Genomic DNA, 15,130 nt, shown 5'->3' on the forward strand with positions numbered 1-15,130 from the left:
GAGCGGGACTGAGCTCGGAGACGGGACGCATGAAAAAGGCGCCCGCTTGCGCGGGCGCCTCGTTTCCATCGGTCGGGCGAGAAGCCGTCAGACCTCGCCGTCGCTATCCTCGGGACCACCTTCCAGAAGCTGCTCGGCGATCAGGCCCATGTTCTGGCGGATCGCGGCCTCGATCTCCTGCGCGAGATCCTTGTTGTCGCGCAGCGTCTGCTTGGCGTTCTCACGCCCCTGGCCGAGGCGCTGGGAGTTGTAGGAGAACCAAGCGCCCGACTTCTCGACGATGCCCGACTTCACGCCGAGATCGATGAGCTCGCCCATCTTGGACACGCCCTCGCCGTACATGATGTCGAACTCGACCTGCTTGAACGGAGGGGCGAGCTTGTTCTTGACGACCTTGACGCGGGTCTGGTTGCCCTTGACCTCCTCGCGCTCCTTGATCGCGCCGATGCGGCGAATATCGAGGCGCACGGAGGCGTAGAACTTCAGCGCGTTGCCGCCCGTGGTCGTCTCGGGCGATCCGTACATGACGCCGATCTTCATGCGGATCTGGTTGATGAAGATGACCATGCACTTGGAGCGCGAGATCGAGCCGGTCAGCTTTCGCAGCGCCTGACTCATCAGGCGCGCCTGCATGCCGGGCAGCGACTCGCCCATCTCGCCCTCGATCTCGGCGCGCGGGGTGAGTGCGGCGACCGAGTCGATGACCAGAACGTCGATCGCGCCCGAGCGAACCAGCGTATCGACGATTTCCAGCGCCTGCTCGCCCGTGTCGGGCTGCGAGATCAGGAGGTTGTCGAGGTCGACACCGAGCTTGCGGGCATAGACCGGATCGAGCGCATGCTCAGCATCCACGAAGGCGCAGATGCCGCCGGCCTTCTGGGCCTCGGCGACGGTATGGAGCGCCAGCGTCGTCTTGCCCGAGGATTCGGGGCCGTACACCTCGACGATGCGGCCCTTGGGCAGGCCGCCGATGCCGAGCGCGATGTCGAGGCCGAGCGAGCCGGTGGACACGGTTTCGATGTCGAGCTTCTCGGTCGCGCCGAGGCGCATGATCGAGCCCTTGCCGAAGGCGCGCTCGATCTGCGAAAGCGCTGCGTCGAGCGCCTTGTTCTTATCCACGGATGTTTCCTCAACGAGCCGAAGCGAGTTCTGTGCCATGGGGCAAGAGACCTTATTTCACGCGGAGAAGCGGGGCGCAATCACGCCGGCGATGACGAATATGTACACGTTTTGTTCTCATTCCGCAAGGCGCGAACTCCGCATCGACATCCTTTTCACGCAGGATCGGTGCCGGTGACGGACGTCGGCTGTACGGCGCGCTTCCCGGTCGGCGGAATGCTACTCGTCGGCGCCGCGCATGTGGACCGGATCGCGCGCAGCAGCGTGTCCTTTCGGCCGGGCGCTTCGAATCCCGGCGTCCTGCGGGAGAGCATCGGCGGCGCGTCGCTGAACGCGGCCGTCGCCCTTCGCAGCTTCGGCGCGCGGGTCCGGCTCGTCTCGGCGCGCGGCGGCGATGCGGGTGCCGCCGCGGTCATCGACGAGCTGGCCCGGCACGGGATCGAGGACGAGGCCATCGTGTGGCTCGACCGCGAGACCGCAAGCTACACCGCCATCCTCGACGATACGGGCGAACTCGTCGCAGGTGTCGCCGACATGGCCATCTACGACATGGTGACGCCGCGCGCCCTGTCGCGCCGCCATCTGCGCGAGGGGTTGGCCTCGGCTTCGGCGCTGCTGGTGGACGCCAACCTTTCCGCACCGACCCTCAAGGCGCTGTGCGAGCGGACGCAGGGCTTGCGGGCAGCCATTGCGGTCTCACCCGAAAAAGTGGTTCGGCTGCGCGAGGTCGCTCCCCATCTGGACCTCGTCTTCCTGTCGCTCGCCGAAGCGCGGGCGCTCACGGGCTGCCATGGCCCGCTCGGTGAGATCCGGGCGGCGCTGAGCACTCTCGGGGTTCGGCGCGGCGTCGTCACCGACGGACCACGCGCCGTTATGGTGATCGACGGGACGGCGGCATTCCACCAGCGGCCGGCCTCGATCACGAACGTGCGCGACGTCACCGGGGCTGGCGACACGCTGGCGGCCGTCACCTTCCTCGCCTATGCCGGTGGCCATCCGCTCGCAAGCGCGGTGCGCCTCGGGCTCGCCGCCTCGGCTCTTCGCATCACCGAGGGCCTCGGCCCGGAGACCGCGTCCCGGGCGGCCCGCATCGCCAAAGCGCTGCCGCCCGCCCTTCCCTTCATCGAGGACCCTGTCGCATGACCCATTCCTATCGTCCGTCTCCAGCGGTCGCAGCCGCGCTCGCCGAGGGGAGGCCGGTGGTCGCCCTCGAATCGACCATCATCACGCATGGCATGCCGTGGCCCGACAACCTCGCCATGGCGCGCGGCGTCGAGGCGCTGGTTCGCGAGAATGGCGCCGAGCCGGCCACGATCGTTGTCATGGACGGCGAGATCCGCGTCGGTCTGGAGGATGCGGACCTCGAGAGGCTGGCACAGGCGCGCGACGTCCTGAAGCTCTCGCGCGCCGACCTTGCCTACGCCGTCAGCGCCGGACGAACCGGATCCACCACCGTCGCGGCGACCATGATCGGCGCGCATCTCGCCGGCATCCGCGTCTTTGCGACCGGCGGCATCGGCGGCGTCCATCGCGAGGCCGAGACGAGCTTCGACATCTCGGCGGATCTGGACGAACTCGCGCGCACGCCCGTGATCGTCGTATCGGCCGGCGCCAAGGCGATCCTTGATCTGAAGAAGACGTTCGAAGTGCTTGAAACAAAGGGCGTGCCGGTCGTCGGCTACGGCTGCGACGAGCTTCCGGCCTTCTGGTCGCGCGATTCCGGCATCGCGACGCCGATCCGTCTCGACGATGCGTACGCCATCGCGAGTTTCCAGAAGACGCGCCTGTCCCTCGGCATCGAGGGCGGCATGCTCATCGCCAACCCGCTGCCGGCAGAGCATGAGATCGATAGCGGCACGATCGGTGGCTGGATCGACCAGGCGCTGGCAGACGCCTCGCGTGCGGGCATTCTCGGCAAGGCGACGACGCCCTACCTCCTGAAGCGCATCTTCGAGCTGAGCGACGGGCGATCGCTCGCCAGCAACATCGAACTGGTGCGGTCCAACGCGCGCCTTGCCGCAGCGATCGCCACCGCGCTCGCCAAGGGCTGACGCCCGCTACTCCTCCAGCGCCGTCTTGACCGCGACGGCCAGCTCGCGGAGCGAGAAGGGTTTGGGCAGGAAACCGAACTTCTCGCCCTCGGGCAGGTTCTTCGCGAAGGCGTCCTCGGCATAGCCCGAGACGAAGATGAACTTGAGGTCGGGCCGACGCTTGCGCATCTCGCGCAGGAGCGTCGGTCCGTCCATTTCCGGCATGACGACGTCGGATACGACAAGATCGATATGACCGCCTTCGGCCTCGATTTCGTCGATGACGTCGAGCGCCTCGAGGCCGCTGGCTGCCTCGTGCACCTCGTATCCCCGCATCTTGAGGGCGCGTACGTTGCCGGAGCGAACGTTGTCCTCGTCCTCGACGAGAAGGATCGAGGACGTGCCCGACAGGTCCTTTGCGGCTGCCGCAGCCGAGGCCTGACTGGCGCCGGCAGCCGCGCTCTCCAGCGAAAGAACGGCCTCGCTCGGGACGTGGCGCGGCAGGAAGATGCGGAACGTCGTTCCCTCGCCCATCACCGAGTCGACGAAGATGAATCCGCCGGACTGCTTGATGATGCCGTAGGCCATCGACAGGCCGAGGCCCGTGCCCTTGCCGATCTCCTTGGTCGTGAAGAAGGGCTCGAAGATTCGCTCGGCCACCTCGGGCGGCATGCCGGAGCCGGTATCGGCCACCTCCACCAGCACGTAGTCGGCCGGTATCAGTTCCGCATAGCCGAAGCCGGCCGTTTCGGCCGCCTCGACGTTGCGGGTGCTGATCGTCACCGTGCCGCTCTCGCGCATCGCGTCGCGCGCGTTTTGCACGAGATTGGTGATGACCTGCTCGAACTGCCCGATATCGGCCATGACGGGCCAGAGATCGCGCGCGTGCCGCCGCTCCAGCTTCACGAGGTCACCGGAGATGCGCTTCAGGAGAAGATGCATGTCGGCGATCACGTCCGTGAGGCTCAGCATCTTGGGACGCATGGTCTGGCGGCGCGAATAGGCCAGAAGCTGGCGCACCAGCGAGGCGGCGCGGTTGGCGCTCTGCTTGATGAGGATGAGGTCCTGGAACGACGGATCGCCCGTCGGATGATTCAGGAGCAGGAAGTCGACGGATGCGGTGATGATGGTGAGAACGTTGTTGAAGTCGTGCGCGATGCCGCCGGCCAGATTGCCGATCGCCTGCATCTTCTGGCTCTGCGCGAACTGCTCCTCCAGCGCGCGCTGCTCGGTGATGTCGACGCCGTAGAGGATCGCCACCTCGCCCGACCCGTCGTGAATGTCGGAATTGGCGCTGACGTAGAGACGCGCGGCGCGCGCAGCCTCGCCTGCGAGCTGGACGTCGAGCGCGGGAATGCCGGCCTGCCCGCGCACGGCGGCCAGAAGTGCCTGCCGGATGGTCTCGCGGTTCTGGTCGCGCACGCAATCGGTGATCATCACGCCGCCGAGCGCCGCCGCCTCGCCGAACAGCTTCGTAAAGGCCGCGTTCGCCCGAAGCACTCGGCCCATGGCGTCAAGGGCCGCAATGGCCATGGGCGAGGAGTTGAAGAAGCGCACGAAGCGCACCTCGGCCGCACGCGCCGGATCGCCCTCGCCGCTCGGACGCTGGTTCAGGACGAGCGTGCGGGTCAGCTTGCTGCGTCCGTCGACGCGACGGCTGGAGTTGCGCAGGAGCCGGACGGGAAGTCTCTGGCCTGCCGCGGTGACGAGATCGAGGTCGAGCGTCGCGACCTCGTTGCCCGAAGCGGCGGCCTGCGCCCGCAAGAGGATGAGGCGCCCTTCCTCGGTCAGGAACTCGCTGATGGACCGCGTCTGCGGACGGAACTCGGCGAGGTCGACGCCGAGCCATGCCGCCAGGGTCGCGTTGAGATAGGTGATGCGGCCGTCCTCGTCGGACGCGAAGAATCCCGCGGGCGCATGGTCGAGATAGTCGATCGCATGCTGAAGATCGCGAAAGAAGGTCTCCTGCTCCTCGCGCTCGCTGGTGATGTCAGCGATCGTCCAGGCGAGAAGCGGCTCGCCCGTGCGGCCGAGCGCGCGAACGGTCGCGCGATACCAGCGCGGGCTCGGCGCGACGCCTTGCCGTAGGTCGCGACTGAGGCGGAACTCCTCCTCGCCCGGGACGCGCTCGCGCGCTTGATTCGCCAGGCGGTAGATGGCCTCGGAGGCTTCGGGTTCCCGAGAAAGGAGACGCTCCAGCGTGCGGACCTCGGCGGAGCTCGACGCGCCGGTCTGCTCGCCATAGGCCCGATTGGCGTAGACGATGCGGCCCTTCCGGTCGGTGATCAGGGTTCCCGTCGGAAGGTCGTCCAGGAAGTCCTTGCCGATGCCACCGGTGCGGTCGCCGTCGCCGATTCGGATCAGGCCGAGCGCAAGGGCGAAGACCGCGGCGATGCCGACCATCGCGAGCAGGCCGAAGATCGCGACCAGCGCGGGCGCTCCGTAGGCATGTCGCGACAGCGCGAGGGCGGCCGCCAGAACGAAAAGGAATCCGGCCAGAAACAGGAGCCGCCGCAATCCGCCGGGCGTGGAATCACGGTCGATCAAGGGCTTCTCGTCTCGTATCGAAGCCACGGGGCTCGGCTGTTCCAAGGACTCGCTCCATCTGCCCGGAACGGCCTCGAAGGCCGTTACCGAGCGGTTTACGAGCAGACGGCGCCATGCGCATGCAATTTCGTCGAATTTGCGCCAACCCGTCGCGTTCTCCATGATACACGGGAGGTGCAGAACGAGGCTGACGCGGACCTTGCGGCGTCCGAGTCGTGTCTGCCTCGTCCGAAACAGTCATGGCTTCGAGGTAACCGGCATGCGGCCCTCGGTCCCATTCGAAGGAAGAGCATATGCGTGAGTGGCTTGCCGGTCTGGTCGGCGACAGTCTGGCCCCCATCGTGAGCGTCGTCGTGTCGGCTGCGATCGTCATCCTGCTCGCACTGGTGATCATCGGGCTTGCCAAGCGCGTCTTCGCCGGAACGGGTGGCATGGGCGGGCGCTCCAGGGCACCGCGCCTCGCGATCCTGGACGTGTCGCCGGTGGATCCGAAGCGCAAGCTCGTTCTCGTGCGGCGGGACGACACCGAGCATCTCCTTCTGATCGGCGGCCAGAACGACCTCGTCGTGGAGAGCGGGATCCAGCGCGTGCGCACGCGCCCGGTCGACGCGCCCGCAGCGGGTCGGACGGAGCCGGACATGCCGACCGAGCCGAGGCCGCCCATGCCGCAACGCCGCGTGCCACCGGTCAAGCCGCAGGCCGCACCACCCCCGGTTGCGCCGACGGCACGGGAAAACGTGCCGAGCGCGACGCGCATCGTCCGCTCTCCCGCTCCGGTCCGCGAGGAGCCGGTCGAGCCAGCCGACCTTCGCACGTCACCGGCTGCGGCGCGCGCCCTCCCGCAGGACGCGTTACGCGAACGCGTCGGCGAACGGCCGCTCCCGGCTCGCGCTCCGAGCGAGGCGCGGAGCGACACGGCTGCCGACACACCGGTGCCCGCCCTTCCCGCTTTCCTGGGCGTGACGACCCAGCGCGCGCTGCCGGCTGCCCGTCCGCCGTCTGCCGCTCCGGCTCAGTCAACGGCGACGGTGCTCGCGCCGCAGCCGCCCCAGGCACCCGCTCCCGCGGCGCGGCCAGCGCCGGAGGCTCAGAGCGCTCTGCCGCAACCGAGCGATGGAACGCCGACCCAGGCGACGACGTCCGTCCAGCCTGTCCAGCCCCGCTCGATGGCGACTCCAACGCTGCCGCAGGGTTTCCCGACTCCAACGCCGCGCAGCGAGCAGATGAACCCGCGCAGCGAGGAGTCAGTCCGCAGCGAAGACGAAGACGCGGCGTCCTCGCGCAATTCGTTGGCGCAGGCGGGTCCCCCCGTACCGGTCGCGGAGGCCGCTCCGGCTGTCGAACCCGTCTTGCCCGTTGCGCCACCGCGCCAGCCGGCGGTCTTCCGCGCCGCGGATGTCGCGGCGACCGAAGGCAGGGACGAGACCGAAGAAGCAGGGGCAACCTCCGAGCGCCAGCCGCTCTCGGTGCGCAGCTTCGCGACGACGATCCAGGCACGCCGCGCCAACCCCGTGCAGCCGGTTGCGGCACCGGCAGCGGCGCCCGCCGTCGCTGCCGTCGAACACCAGCCCGTTACTCCGGTTGCGGCACCGCCCGTCGCCGCGGCGCGGCCTCAGCCCGCACCGGTCGAAGCACCGCATCGCCCGGCGGAGCCTGCGCCAGCCGATCGCGAACTCGGAGAACCTGCGGCGCCGCAGGCGCCAGCCGAGAGCGCGTCGCCTGCTCGCACGCTGACCTTGGAGGAGGAGATGGAACGTCTCCTGCACGACTTCACGCTGGACGTCTCGGATCGTCGCTGAAACGAAAAAGGGCCGCAGTCGCGGCCCTTCCCATCCGACGCGAAGGCGATCTACTCGTCCCGGTAAACCTTCTCGCGGCGCTCGTGCCGCTCCTGCGCCTCGAGCGACAGGGTGGCGATCGGCCGCGCGTCGAGACGCTTCAGGCTGATAGGCTCGCCCGTCTCCTCGCAATACCCGTAGGTGCCTTCATCAATGCGCTCGATGGCGGCATCGATCTTCGAGATCAGCTTGCGCTGGCGATCACGAGCCCGCAGCTCGATCGCCCGATCCGTTTCGGACGACGCGCGGTCCGCCGCATCCGCCTGGTTCGCGTTGTCGCTGGCCAGCGCTTCGAGCGTCTCCTTCGCCTCGCGCAGGATCTCGGACTTCCAGGCCAGGAGCTTCTTGCGGAAGTATTCCTTCTGCCGATCGTTCATGAACGGCCCGTCCTCGGGGAGGCCCTGACCGAGGGGAAGGGTTTCGCTCATGTCGCGTTCTCCGAAGGCGCCTGCTGCGCGTGCTTATATCGACGCTCGCTTGGGGGGACAAGTTACGTGATCGACAGGTCGAAATTGGCGCCAAGACGTCACAACCCCCTGATCGCACGACAGAAACGTCCCGCATCGGCAGGTAGCGCGATCGCGCTCGCCTCGCCCGGCACCTCTCGCCATGCGCGTGCGGCGCTCTCACCCCACATCCCTTAGTTTCGCTCCATACTTAATCCGATCGCCTTTCGCATGGCTGTAGGCCGGATAGCTGGAACGCCATCCGGGATGGCGCGTCTCGCTCAGGAAAGCACATCGGGAGGAGGATGCCATGACCGAGATCAAGGTGCATTTGCTGCGCCATGCTCATGCCTCGCGCGCCGTGCCGGGCGAGCGCGACCATCTTCGCGGACTGGACGATCGCGGCCGGCGCGAGGTCGAATCCATCCGGGACCGCCTCCTGCATCGGCCCGTCGACGTCGCACGGATCGTTTGCTCGACGGCGGAGCGGGCGCGTCTGACCCTGGTTCCGCTGCTGCCGGCTCTTGGCGAACCGCCGCTCCGTTACGACGATCATCTCTATGCGATGGGCGTAGAAGCCTACGAAGCGGCATGTCTCGCCGGCGACGCCGCCTCGCCCGTTCTCCTCGTCGGCCACAACCCGACGATCGAGACGTTCGTCGCGCGCTGGTGTCCGGGAAACGACGAGCGGCTCTCCTCGGGGATCAAGCCGGCGACTTGGATCACGATGCAGCTCGGCATCGACGCGGCAGGCAGACTGCTGGAAGGACGGCTCCTGTCCCTAACGCCGCCGAACTGAGACCGCGCCTGTCGATCGGCGCGAGGCCCCCTTATATAGCGCCGGTCACGACAGCCGATCGGAACCCATGACGACCCTTGCCGACGAAGCGCGGATCGCGCTCGACAACATCGCCGATCGCAGTGCCCACCTCTTCAACCCGACGCTGCGATTGGGTGTCGCCGGGCTGTCGCGCGCCGGCAAGACGGTCTTCATCACGTCGCTCGTCCACAACCTTCTGCACGGCGGTCGCCTTCCTCTGTTCGAGGCGCAAAGTCGCGGACGCATATCGCGCGCGCTTCTGCAGGAGCAGCCTGATGCGGGCGTGCCTCGCTTCCAGTACGAGGAGCATATCCGCACGGTGCTCGAGGACAGGCTTTGGCCGCAGTCGACCCGCGCCGTTTCGGAACTGCGCCTGACCATCGAGTTCCAGTCCGCATCCGGCTGGTCGCGCCTGTTCTCACCCGGTCGCCTCAGCCTCGACATCGTCGACTATCCCGGCGAATGGCTGCTCGACCTTCCGCTTCTGGACAAGGACTACGCCACCTTTTCCCGCGAGTCGCTGGAGCGGGCGCGACTGCCTTCGCGCGCCAAGATGGCGGGACCCTTCCTAGCGCTACTCGACGGTCTCGACGTCGCGCGTCCCGCCGACGAGCCGACGAGCCAGAAGCTCAGCGGCGCCTTCGCCGCATACCTGCGGGCGTGCCGTGAGGATCGCACCGCGCTGTCCACGCTGCCGCCGGGTCGCTTCCTGATGCCAGGCGATCTCGAAGGATCACCCGCGCTCACCTTCGCGCCCCTACCTGTCGAGCCGGATCGCGCCTATGGGCGTGCAAGCCTTGCCGACATCCACGGACGGCGGTTCGAGGCCTACAAGTCGATCGTTGTCAAACCCTTCTTCCGTGAGCACTTCGCGCGTCTCGATCGGCAGGTCCTGCTGGTCGATGCCCTGCAGGCGATCAATGCCGGGCCGGAGGCGGTGGCGGACCTCGAGGCGGCGCTGACCGATATCCTGTCGTGCTTCCGACCCGGCCGCTCGTCCTGGCTCGGCTCCTTCGTCACGCGCCGTATCGACCGCATCCTCGTCGCCGCGACGAAGGCCGACCACCTGCACCGCGAAAGCCACTCCCGTCTGGAAGCGGTGGTGCGACGGCTCGTCGACGATGCCATCGGACGCGCCCAGTTTTCCGGTGCCCGAACCGAGGTCGTCGCCATGGCCGCGATCCGGGCCACCCGCGAGGCGAACGTCACGGAGGGCGGCGATCGCCTGCCCGTCATCGTCGGCACGCCCATCTCCGGCGAAACCATCGGTGGCAGGCGCTTCGACGGCGAGACGGAAACCGCCGTCTTTCCGGGCGACCTGCCGGAAGACGTCTCCCGCCTCCTGAAAGGCGGCGAGGGCGGCGAGCGGCTCGACCCCCTCACCTTCGTCCGGTTCAGGCCGCCGCGTCTGGAGCGCAACGAGGCCGGGCTGACCCTGTCGCTCCCGCATATCCGCCTCGACCGCGCGCTCCAGTTCCTGATCGGGGACAAGCTGGCATGAGCGATCGCCCGAGCGGCCGGCAACCCGGCGCCTTCGATCTGCCGTCCGCCCCGCCGGTGGACGTCCGACCGGCGGCACCACGCGCGCCGCGAGCGGTGGAGGACATGACCCGCGTTGAGATCGAAGCCGACGACGCTCTCGAGCGCGTAGCTCTGGACGCGCTCGATGCAGAGCCCGCCCGCCGCCGGCCGTCGAGTCGCGGCTTCTCGTTCGGACGCCTCGCCGCAGTCGCCTTCGGCTCGCTCGCCTCCCTCGCGCTAGGTCTGTCGGTCGACCGGCTCATTTCCGAGCTCTTCGCGCGGGCCGAATGGCTGGGCTGGTTGGCCATCGGGTTGACCGCTCTGCTTCTTCTCGGCGTCGCGGGTGTCGTCCTGCGCGAGGTCATGGGCGTCATGCGTCTCGACACGGTCGAGCGCGAACGCCGCGACGGCCGCCACGCCTTTGAGACGAACGATGCCGAGGCCGCTAGGACCGTGGTCGCGCGTCTTGGTACGCTGCTCGCAGATCGAAGTGAGACCGCACGCGGGCGGGCGCAACTCTCGGAACTGCGCGACGACGTGATCGACGGTCGCGATCTCGTCGCGCTGGCCGAGCGCGAATTGCTACTGCCGCTCGACGCGCGCGCGCGCGCGCTCGTCGCGGCCTCGTCGAAGCGCGTCTCCGTGGTGACGGCCGTCAGCCCGAGGGCCGTGGTCGACCTTGCCTTCGTCTTGTTCGAAACGGTCCGGCTGATCCGCGCCATGTCGGAACTCTACGGTGCGCGTCCCGGCGCCATCGGACTCGTGCGCCTGACGCGCGACGTTCTCGCCCACCTCGCCGTGACCGGCACGATCTCGGTGGGAGACAGCCTCATCGGGCAGGTCGTCGGTCATGGTGTCGCAGCGCGGCTTTCGGCCCGGCTCGGCGAAGGCGTCGTCAACGGACTTCTGACCGCGCGTATCGGGCTCGCGGCGATGGATCTCTGCCGTCCCCTTCCGTTCCTCACGATCCAACGCCCCAAGGCGGGCGACTTTCTCTCGGACCTTGCGAGAGGTCAGGGTGACGCGACGTGAGGCGGCCGGCAAGGATCGATTAACCGTTCGAGGCGATAAACGAGGAAGACGCACTTGTCGCCTTTCTCGGATGGTCGCTCATGCTCCGCCGCTCGCTCGCTGCCGGATTCTGTCTTCTTGCGTCGGTTCTCGTTCAGGCTCCGGCTTGGGCCGCCGATCCCGATGCCGTTTTCTTCGATCAGGTGTTCGGACGCTGGACGGGTCCGGGCGAGATCGTCGCCGGAAAATACAAGGGCACCAAGTTCACCTGCGATCTCGCCGGTGCCCGGCCCGACCGCGAGGTCGGCATGTCGCTCGATGGAACCTGCCGGGTCGGTCTCTTCTCCCAGCCGATGAGCGCTCGTTTCGTCCGGGGCGGCTCGTCCTACAAGGGCGCCTTCCTCGACGGCTCGCAGGGCAAGGGGCTGGACATCATATCCGGCAATGTCGAGGGCAACCGCGTCGTGGTCGGGCTCGACCGCAAGCAGCTGAAGGGCGCCATGGTCGCGCGGCTCGACAATACCGATAAGCTCGCGGTCACGATCTCGGTCCAGGTGGCGGGAGAACTCGTACCCGTCATCGGCATGACGCTGAAGCGCGACGGCAGCGTCCGCAAGGCGTCGATCGAGCGCTAGGCGACCGAACGCCACCACTCTCCATCGGCGGTTTCCGACCGTATCGCCGACGCATCGAGGTCGGCGAGCCATGCCTCGACCGTCCGTCCGCCGAACTCGGCGTCCGGCGCGATCTCGGCAAGCGGAACGAGCACGAAGGCTCGTCGGGTCACCTGCGGGTGCGGCAGCGTTAGCGCATCTGTCGCCCGCCGTTCGCCCGCGCTATCGAGAATGTCGATGTCGATCGTGCGGGGTCCCCACCGCACGTCCCGCACGCGGTGCAGGCGGCGCTCCGTTTCGAGACAGCATTCCAGAAGCATTTCCGGCTCGAGCACCGTCTGAAGTTCGGCGCAGCAGTTCAGGAAGTCGGGCTGCTCCGTCAGTCCCCAGGGCGGTGTCCGGTAGAGACGCGACACTCGGGTTATGCGGCCGGCGGCCCGATCGAGCCGCGCGAGCGCCTCGGCCATCGCCATGCGCGGATTGCCGAGGTTGCCGCCAAGGCCGAGAAGCGCCCTCATGCGCCTGCCCGCGCGCCTTGCCGCAACATGGCGTCCGCCACCCGCAAAGCCTCGGCGTTGGCCGCGACATCGTGCACGCGGAAGATCGCGGCGCCCTTGGCGCGCAGGAGTGCCGTCGTCGCGGCCGTCGCGCGGTCTGCATCTCCGGCTTCTCCCGCCACCGCACGCACGAAGCGCTTGCGCGAGGTACCGACGAGCAGGGGCCGCTCGAGCGCGTGCAGTTCCGCGAACCGCGCCATCAACGCGAGGTTGGTCGGCACGTCCTTGGCGAAGCCGAATCCCGGATCAAGGACGATCGCCTGCTCCGTGACGCCTGCCGCGCGCGCGATGTCGAGCGAGCGCGCGAGAAACCGGACCTGGTCGAGGATCGGATCCGGTTCCACCCCCCGTTCGCGGCCGGTATGCATGAGGCAGAGGCCGGCGCCAGTCCGGGCCGCGACCTCGGCGATGGCCGGTTCGCGCTGCGCACCCCAGACGTCGTTGACGATATGGGCACCGGCGGCGATCGCACGCTCGGCGGTCTCGGCCCGGTAGGTGTCCACCGAGATCAGGCAGTCGCAGACGCGGGCCAACGCTTCGATCACGGGAAGGACGCGAGCCTGCTCGACGTCTGGCTCGACCGGTTCGGCATTCGGGCGAGTGGATTCGCCGCCGACATCGATGATTGCGGCCCCCTCCTCAACCATGCGCAGTGCCGCGGCAACGGCCTGCCCGACGCTCCCTCCATATCGGCCGCCATCGGAGAAGCTGTCGGGCGTACAGTTGAGGATGCCCATCAGGACGCCGTTCGCGCCGAGCGTCAGGTTTCGTCCATGCGCAAGACGCCAGTCGATAGGACGCGAGTAATCAGTCGAGCTGTCGATTTCTTCGGCGGTCATCGACGTTGCATTAATTTCATACAGAATCCTCTTGTGCCACCAGCGCGATTCGTTAGCGTAGGAACCGAACCTTTCAAGTGTCCCGGGAGAGATGCATGAAGTTTGTGGTCGCCGCGACCGCGATCGTCTCCGCGCTGGCGGCGATGCCCGCAATGGCCGGTCAGGTCAAAGAAAGCACCACTTACTTCATGGTGCGGGGCTCGACGTTCGACGAACTCGACCGCGCGATGGGCATGCACGGGCCGCAGTTGCGCAGCGGTGGCGAGCGCCATGCTGGCTCGACGCAGGTCTCGTTCAACGGCGACGCGACCTACAGGACGGTGAACGGCCGCTGCGCAGTCGACCGAGCGAGCTATCGCCTCTCCCTCCATCAGACCCTTCCACGCTGGAACGCCCCGAAAGGCGCCGACGGGCGAACGAAGGTGCTCTGGAAGACGCTCCGCGACGACATCCTGACTCATGAGAACCAGCATTCGACCATCGCGAAGGCGGCTCTGAAACGCATCGAGGACACAGTGCGAGAGCTGCCGCCGATGGGCGACTGCAGCCAGATGGCCTCGAAGGTGAACGCCACGGTGCGCAACATCATCGAGAGCCACGATCGGGAGCAGCTGGCTTTCGATCGATCCGAGGCGCGAGCCATCGATTCTCGCCTTGCCCGCGAGCTGCGCCGCAATCTTCAGGTCGCCGGCAACTAGCCTTCTAGGCCTGACGATCGGGCACCCGCAGCACAAGCCCTTCCAGCTCCGGCCGGATCCGGATCTGGCAGGACAAGCGAGATTGCGGGCGTACGTCGAGCGCGAAGTCCAGCATGTCCTCCTCCATCGCTTCCGGCTTGCCGAGAAGCGCCAGATGCGGCTCGTCGACATAGACGTGGCAGGTCGCGCAGGCACAGGCCCCGCCGCAGTCCGCGTCGATGCCCGGCACGTCGCGGCGAATGGCGTTCTCCATGGCGCTGGAGCCGTTCGGCGCGTCGATGTCGTAGCGGGTTCCGTCCGGGGCGATGAAGGCGATCGAGGTCATGGCGCGCAGTTAGTGGGCACGCCCGCCGCCGTCAACGCGGTCCTCCATGAGCGTCAGCGCCCGGATGAAGACGAGCGCGCGGCTGAGTTCCCGCCGAAACCCGTCTAGCGCCTCGCGGTCCGCCGGCTGCGCTTCCAGCTGCCGGGCGGCGCGGGCCAGCGGGAAGGCTCCCATATTGCGTGCCGCCCCGCACAGCGCGTGGGCCAGCGAGCGCAGGTTGGTGCGCGGGTCCGGCTCCGTTGAGATCGCCAGGGCATCGCCGATTTGGCGCGCCATGATGCCGAGCACCTCGAGTTCCAGCGACTGGCTGCCCCCGGTCTGGCGGGCGAGATGGACGAGGTCGATCGGTCGCTCCCGCGAGGGGCAAAGCGAAGGCGCGGCTTGGATCTGGGTCGCAGTCATTGCGTGAGGAATACGTCCAACGTGGCGTGCCGGCTCAGAAAGGCGGGGACAAGCCCGCCCCGTCGCAGACTCGACCTACCGATCTCCGGCTTGTCCCCACATCATGCGTGTCGAAACATGACCCGTTCCTGAACGGGGCCGTCTCGCGAAAGCGCCATCCACCGCATTCGAGATGTGAATCAGCGTTAACCAAATGTTTAAACTTGTAGGCAGTCCGCGGAATTGAGGTTTCCTAAAGTCCCCGTGCTATCTACCATTTAAGGCAGCGAAATTCCGCCTTTCCGTGCGTTGCGACGGAGGAGTTCGGGCGGATCGGGATCGGCGTCGGCGCAGCAGCCGGCGTCCGGATCCAGGTAACGAGTA

15 protein-coding genes are annotated in these 15,130 nt (G+C 67.7%); 8 read left to right on the top strand and 7 right to left on the bottom strand.

What is annotated here, in order from left to right:
* Positions 1–87: 87 nt before the first annotated feature.
* Complete coding sequence (gene recA / locus AUL35_RS01775; protein WP_062011381.1) at positions 88–1,158, bottom strand: recombinase RecA; 1,071 nt, start codon at positions 1,156–1,158, stop codon at positions 88–90.
* Positions 1,159–1,293: 135 nt separating this feature from the next.
* Between recA and AUL35_RS01780 the strand changes: the two genes are divergently transcribed.
* Together AUL35_RS01780 and AUL35_RS01785 are read left to right on the top strand one after the other, a co-directional pair.
* Positions 1,294–2,262 carry a PfkB family carbohydrate kinase gene (locus tag AUL35_RS01780; RefSeq protein WP_062011383.1) on the top strand — a complete coding sequence of 323 codons (969 nt, stop codon included), beginning with the start codon at positions 1,294–1,296 and terminating at the stop codon, positions 2,260–2,262.
* Positions 2,259–3,170: a pseudouridine-5'-phosphate glycosidase gene (locus tag AUL35_RS01785; RefSeq protein WP_062011384.1), complete on the top strand. Its 912-nt coding sequence runs from the start codon at positions 2,259–2,261 to the stop codon at positions 3,168–3,170. The genes AUL35_RS01780 and AUL35_RS01785 overlap by 4 nt, the downstream gene beginning before the upstream one ends.
* A gap of 6 nt (positions 3,171–3,176) precedes the next feature.
* On the opposite strand, the gene cckA is transcribed toward AUL35_RS01785, so the two are convergent.
* Positions 3,177–5,696, bottom strand: coding sequence for a cell cycle histidine kinase CckA (gene cckA, locus AUL35_RS01790; protein ID WP_244493632.1), 2,520 nt, complete (start codon positions 5,694–5,696; stop codon positions 3,177–3,179).
* Positions 5,697–5,989: 293 nt separating this feature from the next.
* Here cckA and AUL35_RS01795 point away from each other — a divergent pair, with 293 nt between their 5' ends.
* Positions 5,990–7,495 carry a flagellar biosynthetic protein FliO gene (locus tag AUL35_RS01795; RefSeq protein WP_062011388.1) on the top strand — a complete coding sequence of 502 codons (1,506 nt, stop codon included), beginning with the start codon at positions 5,990–5,992 and terminating at the stop codon, positions 7,493–7,495.
* A 50-nt stretch (positions 7,496–7,545) separates the two neighbouring features.
* Here AUL35_RS01795 and dksA read toward each other — a convergent pair whose 3' ends face one another.
* Entirely contained in the window at positions 7,546–7,962 is a 417-nt protein-coding gene (gene dksA / locus AUL35_RS01800) for an RNA polymerase-binding protein DksA (RefSeq protein WP_062011390.1), read from the bottom strand.
* A gap of 328 nt (positions 7,963–8,290) precedes the next feature.
* Here dksA and AUL35_RS01805 point away from each other — a divergent pair, with 328 nt between their 5' ends.
* From AUL35_RS01805 to AUL35_RS01820, 4 genes are all read left to right on the top strand, one after another.
* Positions 8,291–8,779: a histidine phosphatase family protein gene (locus AUL35_RS01805; protein WP_062011392.1), complete on the top strand. Its 489-nt coding sequence runs from the start codon at positions 8,291–8,293 to the stop codon at positions 8,777–8,779.
* A gap of 67 nt (positions 8,780–8,846) precedes the next feature.
* Positions 8,847–10,301: a YcjX family protein gene (locus tag AUL35_RS01810; protein WP_062011393.1), complete on the top strand. Its 1,455-nt coding sequence runs from the start codon at positions 8,847–8,849 to the stop codon at positions 10,299–10,301.
* Positions 10,298–11,353 carry a YcjF family protein gene (locus AUL35_RS01815; protein ID WP_062011395.1) on the top strand — a complete coding sequence of 352 codons (1,056 nt, stop codon included), beginning with the start codon at positions 10,298–10,300 and terminating at the stop codon, positions 11,351–11,353. Before AUL35_RS01810 ends, AUL35_RS01815 begins: the two co-directional genes overlap by 4 nt.
* 80 nt (positions 11,354–11,433) lie before the next feature.
* Positions 11,434–11,967, top strand: coding sequence for a hypothetical protein (locus AUL35_RS01820; protein WP_062011397.1), 534 nt, complete (start codon positions 11,434–11,436; stop codon positions 11,965–11,967).
* On the opposite strand, the gene folK is transcribed toward AUL35_RS01820, so the two are convergent.
* Together folK and folP are read right to left on the bottom strand one after the other, a co-directional pair.
* The gene (folK, locus tag AUL35_RS01825) at positions 11,964–12,464 is read right to left on the bottom strand and encodes a 2-amino-4-hydroxy-6-hydroxymethyldihydropteridine diphosphokinase (protein WP_062011399.1); all 501 of its coding nucleotides are present in this window, start codon (positions 12,462–12,464) and stop codon (positions 11,964–11,966) included. The two genes, AUL35_RS01820 and folK, sit on opposite strands and share 4 nt — an antisense overlap.
* Positions 12,461–13,342, bottom strand: coding sequence for a dihydropteroate synthase (folP, locus tag AUL35_RS01830; RefSeq protein ID WP_062011401.1), 882 nt, complete (start codon positions 13,340–13,342; stop codon positions 12,461–12,463). Before folP ends, folK begins: the two co-directional genes overlap by 4 nt.
* 95 nt (positions 13,343–13,437) lie before the next feature.
* On the opposite strand from folP, the gene AUL35_RS01835 reads away from it, so the two are divergent.
* Positions 13,438–14,040 (top strand): DUF922 domain-containing Zn-dependent protease, encoded by a 603-nt coding sequence (locus AUL35_RS01835; RefSeq protein ID WP_062011403.1) that lies wholly within the window; start codon positions 13,438–13,440, stop codon positions 14,038–14,040.
* A gap of 4 nt (positions 14,041–14,044) precedes the next feature.
* Here AUL35_RS01835 and AUL35_RS01840 read toward each other — a convergent pair whose 3' ends face one another.
* On the bottom strand, positions 14,045–14,365 hold the full coding sequence (locus AUL35_RS01840; RefSeq protein WP_062011405.1) for a 2Fe-2S iron-sulfur cluster-binding protein: 321 nt from the start codon (positions 14,363–14,365) through the stop codon (positions 14,045–14,047).
* Between the two features lie 9 nt (positions 14,366–14,374).
* Positions 14,375–14,767, bottom strand: a complete 393-nt coding sequence (locus AUL35_RS01845; RefSeq protein WP_062011406.1) for an Hpt domain-containing protein — start codon at positions 14,765–14,767, stop codon at positions 14,375–14,377.
* Positions 14,768–15,130 lie beyond the last annotated feature (363 nt).

This window comes from Aureimonas sp. AU4 (assembly GCF_001463765.1).
GTDB lineage: Bacteria > Pseudomonadota > Alphaproteobacteria > Rhizobiales > Rhizobiaceae > Aureimonas.

Coding starts and splice junctions, on each gene's coding strand:
- AUL35_RS01835 (WP_062011403.1), top strand. CDS start 13,438: ATGAAGTTTGTGGTCGCCGCGACCGCGATCGTCTCCGCGCTGGCGGCG.
- AUL35_RS01815 (WP_062011395.1), top strand. CDS start 10,298: ATGAGCGATCGCCCGAGCGGCCGGCAACCCGGCGCCTTCGATCTGCCG.
- dksA (WP_062011390.1), bottom strand. CDS start 7,962: ATGAGCGAAACCCTTCCCCTCGGTCAGGGCCTCCCCGAGGACGGGCCG.
- AUL35_RS01840 (WP_062011405.1), bottom strand. CDS start 14,365: ATGACCTCGATCGCCTTCATCGCCCCGGACGGAACCCGCTACGACATC.
- folK (WP_062011399.1), bottom strand. CDS start 12,464: ATGAGGGCGCTTCTCGGCCTTGGCGGCAACCTCGGCAATCCGCGCATG.
- AUL35_RS01805 (WP_062011392.1), top strand. CDS start 8,291: ATGACCGAGATCAAGGTGCATTTGCTGCGCCATGCTCATGCCTCGCGC.
- AUL35_RS01795 (WP_062011388.1), top strand. CDS start 5,990: ATGCGTGAGTGGCTTGCCGGTCTGGTCGGCGACAGTCTGGCCCCCATC.
- recA (WP_062011381.1), bottom strand. CDS start 1,158: ATGGCACAGAACTCGCTTCGGCTCGTTGAGGAAACATCCGTGGATAAG.
- folP (WP_062011401.1), bottom strand. CDS start 13,342: ATGACCGCCGAAGAAATCGACAGCTCGACTGATTACTCGCGTCCTATC.
- AUL35_RS01810 (WP_062011393.1), top strand. CDS start 8,847: ATGACGACCCTTGCCGACGAAGCGCGGATCGCGCTCGACAACATCGCC.
- AUL35_RS01820 (WP_062011397.1), top strand. CDS start 11,434: ATGCTCCGCCGCTCGCTCGCTGCCGGATTCTGTCTTCTTGCGTCGGTT.
- AUL35_RS01845 (WP_062011406.1), bottom strand. CDS start 14,767: ATGACTGCGACCCAGATCCAAGCCGCGCCTTCGCTTTGCCCCTCGCGG.
- AUL35_RS01785 (WP_062011384.1), top strand. CDS start 2,259: ATGACCCATTCCTATCGTCCGTCTCCAGCGGTCGCAGCCGCGCTCGCC.